Source organism: Actinacidiphila paucisporea (assembly GCF_900142575.1).
Classification (GTDB): domain Bacteria; phylum Actinomycetota; class Actinomycetes; order Streptomycetales; family Streptomycetaceae; genus Actinacidiphila; species Actinacidiphila paucisporea.
In genome coordinates this window covers 1-10,754 of record NZ_FRBI01000029.1, presented here as the reverse complement: position 1 = coordinate 10,754, position 10,754 = coordinate 1, and the positions used below count along the sequence as shown (strand labels likewise).

The 10,754-nt window shown below is 70.2% G+C and carries 4 protein-coding genes, 1 tRNA gene and 2 rRNA genes; 1 reads left to right on the top strand and 6 read right to left on the bottom strand.

Translation table 11 applies throughout. The features are described from left to right. Positions 1 to 33: 33 nt before the first annotated feature. Positions 34 to 720, bottom strand: a complete 687-nt coding sequence (locus BUE44_RS30130) for a response regulator (protein ID WP_073502195.1) — start codon at positions 718 to 720, stop codon at positions 34 to 36. A gap of 235 nt (positions 721 to 955) precedes the next feature. Then, positions 956 to 6,352 carry a HAMP domain-containing protein gene (locus BUE44_RS30125; protein WP_200804567.1) on the bottom strand — a complete coding sequence of 1,799 codons (5,397 nt, stop codon included), beginning with the start codon at positions 6,350 to 6,352 and terminating at the stop codon, positions 956 to 958. Positions 6,353 to 6,673: 321 nt separating this feature from the next. On the opposite strand from BUE44_RS30125, the gene BUE44_RS30120 reads away from it, so the two are divergent. After that, entirely contained in the window at positions 6,674 to 9,313 is a 2,640-nt protein-coding gene (locus BUE44_RS30120; RefSeq protein ID WP_073502251.1) for a SpoIIE family protein phosphatase, read from the top strand. A 64-nt stretch (positions 9,314 to 9,377) separates the two neighbouring features. Here BUE44_RS30120 and BUE44_RS30115 read toward each other — a convergent pair. From BUE44_RS30115 to BUE44_RS30100, 4 genes are all read right to left on the bottom strand, one after another. Beyond that, a tRNA-Thr gene (locus tag BUE44_RS30115) sits at positions 9,378 to 9,450 on the bottom strand. 94 nt (positions 9,451 to 9,544) lie between these two features. After that, positions 9,545 to 10,273, bottom strand: a complete 729-nt coding sequence (locus BUE44_RS30110; protein ID WP_073502250.1) for a DegT/DnrJ/EryC1/StrS family aminotransferase — start codon at positions 10,271 to 10,273, stop codon at positions 9,545 to 9,547. 134 nt (positions 10,274 to 10,407) lie between these two features. Next, a 5S ribosomal RNA gene (rrf, locus tag BUE44_RS30105) occupies positions 10,408 to 10,524 on the bottom strand. A gap of 101 nt (positions 10,525 to 10,625) precedes the next feature. Then, positions 10,626 to 10,754, bottom strand: a 23S ribosomal RNA gene (locus tag BUE44_RS30100); the annotation flags it as partial.

Sequence of the window (10,754 nt, the reverse complement as noted above, 5' to 3'; positions counted from 1 at the left end):
CGAGCCCGTACCGGCCGTGCCCCCGGCGGGCTCTCAGTCCCCGGAGGCCTGCCGCACGATACCGCCGCTGCTGCCCGGCTCCAGCGCGTCCAGCGCCCGGCGCAGTCCGGTCAGCTTGCGCTCCAGGTGGGCCGCGGTCGCCACAGCCGCCGCGTCGGCGGACTCCCCGAGCTGCTTGCTCAGCGCCTCGGCCTGCTCCTCCACGGCCGCGAGCCGGGCGGACAGCTCGGCCAGCAGGCCCGCGGGCTCCTTGGAGCCGTTGGCCTCGGCGCCGGAGGGCAGGCCCTGCTCCAGCTGCAGCCGCAGCAGTCCTGCCTGCTCGCGCAGCTGGCAGTTCTTCATGTAGAGGTCGACGAAGACCGACACCTTGGCCCGCAGTACCCACGGGTCGAAGGGCTTGGAGATGTAGTCGACCGCACCGGCCGCGTAACCCCGGAAGGTGTGGTGCGGGCCGTGGTTGATCGCGGTCAGGAAGATGATCGGGATGTCCCGGGTCCGCTCCCGCCGCTTGATGTGCGCCGCGGTCTCGAACCCGTCCATGCCCGGCATCTGGACATCGAGCAGAATCACCGCGAAATCGTCGGTGAGCAGCGCTTTGAGCGCTTCCTCCCCGGACGATGCCCTGACCAGAGTCTGATCGAGCGCCGAGAGAATGGCCTCCAGCGCCAGCAGATTCTCCGGCCGGTCATCGACCAGGAGGATCTTGGCCTTCTGCACCATGGCCCGCCCTCCTCGCCCCGGCATCACGCCGGTCGCCGCCCCCGGGGACGACTCTGTCGCGCCGCCCGTCCTTGTGCCGGTCATGGTAGCCGCACCCCGCCGTTCGCCACACCCTGTCACCGTCACGTCACTCACCACACACCGAAAACGCTGGCGGAGACGAGAAGGTTCCCTGATCCTCCCGTCCTCACACCCCGTCAGACGAGAGAGTTGGTAAAACTTCAACTTTTCGTCGTCAGCGGGCGTGCATCCACTCCTCCATCAGCGTCAGCAGGTGGTCGGTGTCCACCGGTTTGGCGACATAGTCCGACGCTCCGGACTCGATGCTCTTCTCGCGGTCGCCCTTCATCGCCTTCGCGGTCAGCGCGATGATCGGCAGGCCCGCGAACTGCGGCATCTTGCGGATCGCCGTCGTCGTCGCGTAGCCGTCCATCTCCGGCATCATGATGTCCATCAGCACGATCGAGATGTCGTCGTACTGTTCGAGCACCTCGATGCCCTCGCGGCCGTTCTCGGCGTACAGCACGGTCAGGCCGTGCTGCTCAAGGACACTGGTGAGCGCGAAGACGTTGCGGATGTCGTCGTCGACGATCAGCACCTTCTCGCCGCTGAAACCGCCGGTGAAGCCCGAGTAGGGGGCCGGCTGGGCCTCCTCCTCCAGCCACGGCTCGTGCCCGCTGCCGTGCTGTCCCTGCTGGCCGTGCCCGGCGGGCAGCGGGGCCGGCTGGGCGGAGCGGCGGCGGAGCCTGGCCAGGCTGCTGCCGGGGCTGCGGGTGCGGGCCGCGGCCGCCGCGTCCTGGTCGCCCGCGCCCGCCGGGAGCTGCGGCGTCGACTGCGGGATCTCGCCGAGGCTCAGCGGCAGATACAGCGTGAAGGTCGAGCCGCGGCCCGGCTGGCTGTCGGCGTGGATCTCGCCGCCGAGCAGCCGGGCGATCTCCCGGCTGATCGACAGGCCCAGGCCCGTACCGCCGTACTTCCGGCTGGTGGTGCCGTCGGCCTGCTTGAACGCCTCGAAGATCACCCGCATCTTGCCGGCCGCGATGCCGATACCCGTATCGGTCACCGAGAACGCGATCAGCGGCTGGTCAGGGTCGCGCAAGGTGCCGGCCTCCAGCAGCTGCTCGCGGATCGACTGCGGCACCTCGCTGCCGGCCGGCCTGATCACCAGCTCCACCGAGCCGCTGTCGGTGAACTTCACCGCGTTCGACAGCAGGTTGCGCAGCACCTGGAGCAGCCGCTGCTCGTCGGTGTGCAGGGTGACCGGCAGCTCCGGCGAGACCCGCACCGAGAAGTCCAGGCCCTTCTCCGCGGTCAGCGGCCGGAAGGTGGCCTCCACGTAGTCGACCAGCTGCACCAGCGCGATACGGGTGGGCGAGACGTCCATCTTGCCCGCCTCGACCTTCGACAGGTCCAGGATGTCGTTGATCAGCTGCAGCAGGTCAGAGCCGGCGCCGTGGATGGTCTCGGCGAACTCGACCTGCTTGGGCGACAGGTTGCCGTCGGCGTTGTCGGCCAGCAGCTTGGCCAGGATCAACAGCGAGTTCAGCGGGGTGCGCAGCTCGTGCGACATGTTGGCGAGGAATTCCGACTTGTAGCGCATCGAGACGGCGAGCTGCTCGGCCCGCTCCTCCAGAACCTGCCTGGCCTCCTCGATCTCGGTGTTCTTCACCTCGATGTCGCGGTTCTGCCGGGCCAGCAGCTCGGCCTTCTCCTCCAGCTCGGCGTTCGACAGCTGCAGGGCACGCTGCCGGTTCTCCAGCTCGGCGGACCGCTCCTGCAGCTGCTCGGTCAGCTCCTGGGACTGCTTGAGCAGGCCCTCGGTCTTGGTGTTGACGCTGATGGTGTTGACGCTGATCGCGATGATGTCGGTGATCTGGTTGAGGAAGTCCTTCTGGATCTGGGTGAACGGCTGGAAGGCGGCCAGCTCGATGACGCCCAGCACCCGGCCCTCGAACAGCACCGGCAGCACGATCACGTGCGACGGCGGCGAGTCGCCGAGACCCGAGGTGATCTTCAGATAGCCCGGCGGGACGTGCTCGATGAGGATCGACCGCTTCTCCACCGCCGCCTGCCCGATCAGCCCCTCGCCCGGCAGGAAGACCGTCGACATGGTGCGCCGAGAGAAGCCGTAGCTGCCGCGCAGCTGCAGCTCGTACTCCTCGCCGACCTCCGAGGTGTCCACGGCGAGGAAGAAGGCGCCGTGCTGCGCGGAGACCACCGGCGTCAGCTCGCTCATGATCAGCGCGGCCACGTCGCCGAGGTCCCTGCGGCCCTGCATGAGGCCGGAGATACGGGCCAGGTTGCCCTTGAGCCAGTCCTGCTCCTTGTTGGCGAGCGTCGTCTCGCGGAGCCGGACGATCATGGTGTTGATGTAGTCCTGCAGCTCCAGGATCTCGCCGGCCGCGTCCACGTCGATCCGCAGGTTGAGGTCGCCGCGGGTCACCGCGGTGGCCACCTGCGCGATGTTGCGCACCTGGCTGGTCAGGTTGTTGGCCATCAGGTTGACGGACTCGGTCAGGTCCTTCCAGATGCCGGACACGTCGGGCACCCGCGCCTGACCGCCGAGCCTGCCCTCCGTACCCACCTCGCGCGCCACCCGGGTGACCTCGTCACCGAAGGCGGACAGCTGCCCCACCATGGTGTTGATGGTGGTCTTCAGCTCCAGGATCTCGCCCCGGGCGTCCACGTCGATCTTCTTGGACAGGTCGCCGCGGGCGACCGCGGTGGTCACCTGGGCGATCTGCCGCACCTGGCCCGTCAGGTTGGACGCCATCCCGTTGACGGACTCGGTGAGGTCCTTCCACGTGCCGCTGACGCCCGGCACCCGCGCCTGGCCGCCCAGGATGCCCTCGGTGCCCACCTCGCGGGCCACGCGGGTCACCTCGTCACCGAATGCCGACAGCGTGTCCACCATCGTGTTGATGGTCTCGGCGAGCTGCGCGACCTCGCCGCGCGCGTCCACGTTGATCTTCTTGGTGAGGTCGCCGTTGGCGACGGCGGTGGCGACCGAGGAGATCGACCGCACCTGGCTGGTCAGGTTGCTCGCCATCAGGTTGACGTTGTCGGTGAGGTCCTTCCAGATGCCCGACGCGTCACGGACCCGCGCCTGGCCGCCGAGCTGGCCCTCGGTGCCCACCTCGCGGGCCACCCGGGTCACCTCGTCACCGAAGGCCGACAGCGTGTCCACCATCGTGTTCACCGTGGTGACCAGCGCCAGGATCTCGCCCTTGGCGTCGACGGTGATCTTCCGCGACAGATCGCCCTGCGCGACCGCGCTGGTGACGTCGGCGATGTTGCGGACCTGGCTGGTCAGGTTGTTGGCCATGAAGTTGACGGACTGGGTCAGGTCCTTCCAGGTACCGCTGACCCCCTTCACCTCGGCCTGGCCGCCCAGGATGCCCTCGGTGCCCACCTCGCGCGCGACCCTGGTCACCTGCTCGGCGAACGACGACAGCTGGTCGACCATCGTGTTCAGGGTGTTCTTCAGCTCGAGGATCTCGCCACGGGCGTCGACGTCGATCTTCTGCGACAGGTCGCCGCGCGCGACCGCCGTCGCGACCTGCGCGATGTTGCGGACCTGGCCGGTCAGGTTGCCGGCCATGAAGTTCACCGAGTCGGTGAGGTCCCGCCACACACCGGCGACGCCCGGCACCTGCGCCTGACCGCCGAGCCGCCCTTCGGTGCCCACCTCGCGGGCCACCCGGGTCACCTGCTCGGCGAAGGAGGACAGCTGGTCCACCATCGTGTTGATGGTGTTCTTCAGCTCCAGGATCTCGCCACGCGCGTCCACGTCGATCTTCTGCGACAGGTCGCCGCGGGCCACCGCCGTGGTCACCTGGGCGATCTGCCGCACCTGCGACGTCAGGTTGCCCGCCATGAAGTTGACGGAGTCGGTGAGGTCCTTCCAGGTGCCGCTGACGCCGTCCACCCGCGCCTGGCCGCCGAGCCTGCCCTCCGTACCCACGTCGGTGGCCATCCGGGTCACCTGGGCGGCGAAGGAGCCGAGCTGGTCGACCATGCGGTTCACGGTGTTCTTCAGTTCCAGCATCTCGCCGGAGACGTCGACCGTGACCTTCTGCGAGAGATCGCCGTTGGCGACCGCCGTGGTGACCTGCGCGATGTTGCGGACCTGGCCGGTCAGGTTGCGGAAGGCGGTGTTCACCGAGTCGGTGAGGTCCTTCCACGTGCCCGCGGCACCCGGCACCTGCGCCTGACCGCCGAGGATGCCCTCGACGCCGACCTCGCGGGCCACCCGCGTCACCTCGGCGCCGAAGGCCGACAGTTGGTCGACCATCGTGTTGACGGTGTTCTTCAGCTCCAGCATCTCGCCGGAGACGTCCACAGTGACCTTCTGCGACAGGTCGCCGCCCGCGACCGCGGTCGTGACCTGGGCGATGTCCCGCACCTGGGCCGTCAGATTGCGGAAGGCGGTGTTCACCGAGTCGGTGAGGTCCTTCCACGTGCCCGCGGCGCCAGGCACCTGCGCCTGACCGCCGAGCTGGCCCTCGGCCCCGATCTCGCCGGCGACCCTGGTCACCTCGTCGGCGAAGGTCCGCAGCGTCTCGGTCATCGCGTTGATCGTCTCGGCGAGCTGCGCGACCTCGCCGCGCGCGCCGATGGTGATCTTCTGCGTCAGGTCGCCGTTCGCGACCGCCGTGGTCACCTGGGCGATGTCCCGCACCTGGGCCGTCAGGTTGCCGGCCATCAGGTTCACCGAGTCGGTAAGGTCCTTCCACACCCCGGCCACACCGGGCACCTGCGCCTGGCCGCCCAGTTCGCCCTCGGTGCCGACCTCCCGGGCGACGCGCGTCACCTCGGAGGAGAACGAGGAGAGCTGGTCCACCATCGTGTTGACGGTGTTCTTCAGCTCCAGCATCTCGCCCGCGACATGCACGGTGACCTTGCGCGACAGGTCGCCCTTGAGCACCGCGGTCGTCACCAGCGCGATGTCGCGCACCTGCGCGGTCAGCCGGTACGCCATGGTGTTGACGGAGTCCGTCAGGTCCTTCCAGGACCCCGCCATGCCCCGGACCTTCGCCTGCCCGCCGAGCTTGCCCTCGGTGCCGACCTCGCTGGCCACCCGGGTCACCTCGTCGGTGAAGGCGGACAGCTGGTCGACCAGGCCGTTGACCGTACGGCCGACCTTGAGGAATTCGCCGCGCAGCGGGTGCGCGGAGCCGTCCGAATTCTGCGCGCGCAGGTCCATCCGCTGTTCCAGGTCGCCCTCGGCCACCGCCGACAGCACCCGGCCCACCTCGGAGACCGGCCGCACCAGGTCGTCCACCAGCGCGTTCGACGCCTCGATGGCGGCCGCCCAGGCGCCCTCGCAGGCGCCGGTCTCCAGCCGCTCGGTGAGCTTGCCCTCCCGGCCGACGACCCGGCGCACCCGCGCCAGCTCCCCGGTGAGGTGCTGGTTACGGTCCGCGACCTCGTTGAAGACGGCCGCGACCTCAGCCATCACCCCGTCGCCCGCCACCGTCAGACGCCGGCGGAAATTTCCGTCCCGCATCGCGGCAAGCGCGGTGAGCAGCTTGGTGAGCGCGGCAGAATCGACCTCTACGGTCCCGCCGGCCCGGGAACGCCCGTTCTTCGTACGCGTGACTGTGCCCCGCGCCGATGCGCCAGACTCCACCGTGTCCCTCCTGGAGGGTCGATCGACCTGCATGTACCTGAGTTAGGCGCCTCCAGTCTTCCACCTCCGCCTACCGGCCAGGCAACATCCCGCGTAACCAGTACGCAGCGGGTTCGTTGGGGCTAGACCCGTAACCGGACCTGTACACGCACCGCATCCGGCAGGGCACGTTCCGGTTTGACAGCCCCAACTGACGGCCGGGGCGCTACGCACTAGCCTTGCCTGATGGCAGTACGACGCACGGTGCACGAGCGGGCGACCGATCGTGGCGCGACCCGGCAGCTGATCCGGGACACCACCGAATCCGTCAAGAGGAGATCCGTGATCACGGCTCGGGCATCCGCCAGCTTCGAACCGGTGGGGCGGTCGGTCGCCGTGGCCAGGGCCTTCGTGCGGGACACCCTGCACGGCTGGGGCTTCGCCGACGTCGTGGACGACGCGGTGGTGCTGACCAGCGAACTGGTGACCAACGCCGTGGTGCACGCGGGCACCGCCGCCGACGTGCGCTGCCTGCGCTACGAGACGGCCGTACGCGTGGAGGTCGCCGACCACTACCCCGAGCGCGAGGTACCGCTCCAGGGCCGCGGCCGGCCGCACCGGGACCCCGACCACGAAGGCGGCCGCGGCCTGCTGCTGTGCGCCGCGCTCGCCAGCCGCTGGGGCGTGGAGTACACGGCGGCGGGCAAGCACGTCTGGTTCCAGCTCGACCTTCCCGAGCGCCCCGCGGGCACCCGCTCCGCCGGACCGCTGCTGCCCGCCGCCGACCTGCCCGTCGCCGACGAGCGGGTCAGGGTCGCCGTGGTCCAGGTCGACAGCCGGGGTGCCATCACCCGCTGGAACGACGACGCCGCCGACCTCTTCGGCCACCCCGCCGACGGCGTCGTCGGCAAGTCGCTCGCCGACCTCACCGCCTGGCCGCAGACCCCCGGCACCGGCATCGGCCTGGCCGAGGCCCTGCAGCTGTCGCGCTGGGAGGGCACCTACGGGCTGCGCAACAGCGACGGCCGCGTCCTGCCCGTCTACGGCTCCCACCTGCGGGTCCGCGACACCTCCGGCGAGCCCTCCACCGTGTGCCTGCTGGTGCGCGTCGAGGAGCGCGCCGTCCTGCAGACCCCGGCGCGCGGCAACGCGCCCTCCGACACCGGCCTGGTCCAGCGCGGCAAGAACGTCGACGCCTTCGAGGTCTTCATCGGCTCGCCCGCCCCCGACGACCTCGACAGCCTCCTGCAGCGCACGGTGGAACGCGCCCGTGACATGCTCGACGGCGACGCCGCCTACCTGCTGCTGGCCACCGACGACGAGACCGAACTCGAAGTACGCGCCTCCACCGGCCTGCCCTCCGCCCGCCAGCGCTTCGCCCGGGTCCCCGTCGAGGCCGGCACCGGCCGGTACGGCAGCGCCCGTATGCCCGCCGTACACGAGGACCTCACCGCTGTCCCCGGCGCCGTCCCGCTGCTGTCGGGAACCGGGATGCGCTCGGTCGTCACCGTGCCGCTCAAGGTCGAGGGCCGGCTCACCGGCTCGCTCGGAGTCGCCGCCGAAGCCCCGGGCCGCTACTCCAACCAGCAAGCCCTGCGGCTGCAGTTCGCCGCCGACCGGATCGCCCTGGCCGTGGAGAGCGCCAGGCTCACCGAGCTGGAAAGGCTCCGCCGCGGCTCGCTGTCCTTCCTCGTCGAGGCCTCCGACCTGCTCGCGGGGACCCTGGAGCGCGACCAGACGCTGGCGCTGATGGCCCAGATGACCGTGCCCACGCTGGCCAGTTGGTGCGCGGTCTACACGATCGCCGAGCAGTCCGAGCCGGAACTGGCCTTCGTGCTGCACGAGGACGAGGACCGCATCGACGGCATCAAAGCGCTGCTGTCCCAGGTCCGCGCCCCGGAACCTGACCCGACCCCCGGCGCCCGCATCTGGACCGCGCCCTCCGACGCGGCACATTCCAGCGCCCTACGCGCGTCGCTGCGCAGCCTCGGCGTCGGCCCCAGCGGCTCGGGTACGATCGCCGGCCGCGCACCCAGCACCCCGGGCGTGGCCCTTGCCACCGCCGCCGCGGTCGGCGGCGAGACGGTCGTCCTGCCACTGGTCGCCCGCAACCGCGTCATCGGCATGCTCACCCTCGGCAAGCCGTCCGACGAGCGCTTCCGCCAGGAGATCCTCGAACTGGCCGAGGACCTCTCCCGCCGGGCCGCCCTCGCGCTGGACAACGCCCGCCTCTACAGCGAGCGCACCGCCATCAGCCAGGCCCTCCAGCGCAGCCTGCTCCCGCCCGAACTGCCGCAGGTCCCCGGCGTCGAGGTCGAGGTCGTCTACCGTGCCGCCGGCGAGGGCAACGAGGTCGGCGGCGACTTCTACGACCTCTTCCCGATCCGTGACGGCTGCTGGGGCTTCGCCATCGGCGACGTCTGCGGTACGGGGCCGGAGGCCGCCGCCGTGACCGGCCTGGCCCGGCACGCCCTGCGCCTGCTGGCACGCGAGGGCTTCGGCGGCCCCGCGGTCCTGGAGCGCCTCAACGCGGCCATCCTGGACGAGGGCGCCCGCAGCCGCTTCCTGACCCTCCTCTACGGCGAGTTGTGGCCGCAGCACGACGGCAGCGCCGTGCTCCGCATGGTCTGCGCGGGCCACCCGCTGCCGCTGCGGCTGCGCCCCGACGGATCGGTCGAGCCCGCGGCCGACCCGCAGCCGCTGCTGGGCGTGATGGAGGACCTGGAACTGGTCGAGCAGTCCGTCACCCTGGACCCGGGCGACGTCCTGCTCTGCGTCACCGACGGTGTCACCGAGCGCCGCGAGGGGTCCAGGATGCTCGGTGACGACGGCCTCGCGGACGTCCTCGCGACCTGTACGGGCCTGACGGCCGGCGCCGTCGCGGCCCGCATCCAGCGGGCCGTCGAACGCTTCGCCTCCGACGCGCCCTCCGACGACATGGCCATCCTCGCCATGCGGGTGCCGGCCCTGCCGAAGGACTGACCGCCCACCGCTCCCCGGACATGGGAAAGGCCCCCCGCCGGAAGCGGGGGGCCTTTCCTGTCAGAGCCCCAATACGGAATCGAACCGTAGACCTTCTCCTTACCATGGAGACGCTCTACCGACTGAGCTATTGGGGCGCGTCGACGGGAAGATCGTAGCCCATGAACGGCTGTGCGGGAAACTCGGCCGAGTGCCTGGTCGAGCCGGGTTCGCGGGCTGCGGGCGGTCGGCTCAGACCAGCCCGCCGAGCGCGTTGCACGTGTCCGCGATATGCGTCAACTCCCGCTGCGTGATGCCCGGGTGGACCGGCAGCGACAGGGTGTCCGCGGCCGCCCGTTCGGTCTGCGGCAGCACGGCCCCGGAGCGGTGTGCGGGCATCCGGTGCACCGGTACGGGCACGCTCACCTCGGCCCGCACCCCGCGGGCGGCCAGGGCGGCGGCGAAGGCGTCCCTGTCGGGGCGTCCGTTGCCCGGTATCCGCACGGTGTAGCGATGGTAGAGGTGACGCGCCCCGGGCTCGGTGTACGGCACGGTGACGCCCTTCAACGCCGAGTCCAGGAAGCGCGCGTGGGCCCGGCGCCTCGCGACGGCCCCCGCGTCCTCGGTACGCCCGCCGTCGGCGCCCTCCTCCACCACGGCCAACGCACGACTCTCGGCCAGCTCGTTGAGCCGCGACATGGGCGCCGGGTGCCCGAACACATGCACCGGCAGGATGGCCGCCGTCCGGCACGTGATGCCGGCCGCCACCGCGTCGGGGTCGAGGCAGAACGTCCGCGGGTCGATGTCCGCGAAGACCGGTACGGCACCGGCGAGCCGAACGGCGTCAGCCGGCGCACCGGGCCCGAACGAGGGCACGATGACCTCGTCGCCGGCCCCTATCCCGAGCACCGTCAGCGCCTGGCGCAAAGCGGCGGCCGTCGTGTCCGAAGCGATCCTGTGCCGCCGTCCGGCAGTCGTCATCTGCTGCACGTCTCCACACCTCCGCCTGTCGGGGCGCCCAGAGTCTCTGCACCATGTGAACACCGGGTAACGGGCAGCAAAAAAGCCCCGGCCCCCGAGACAAAACTCGGGGGCCGGGGCTTCTATCAAAGATTGTTCGGCGGTGTCCTACTCTCCCACAGGGTCCCCCCTGCAGTACCATCGGCGCTGAAAGGCTTAGCTTCCGGGTTCGGAATGTAACCGGGCGTTTCCCTAACGCTATGACCACCGAAACACCATGAAACACACACCACACCCCACACACACCACCTGACGGTGGTACGGGAGTGTGGTAGCTGGTTGTTTCAGAACCACACAGTGGACGCGAGCAACTGAGGACAAGCCCTCGGCCTATTAGTACCGGTCAGCTCCACCCCTTACAGGGCTTCCACATCCGGCCTATCAACCCAGTCGTCTACTGGGAGCCTTACCCCATCAAGTGGGTGGGAGCCCTCATCTCGAA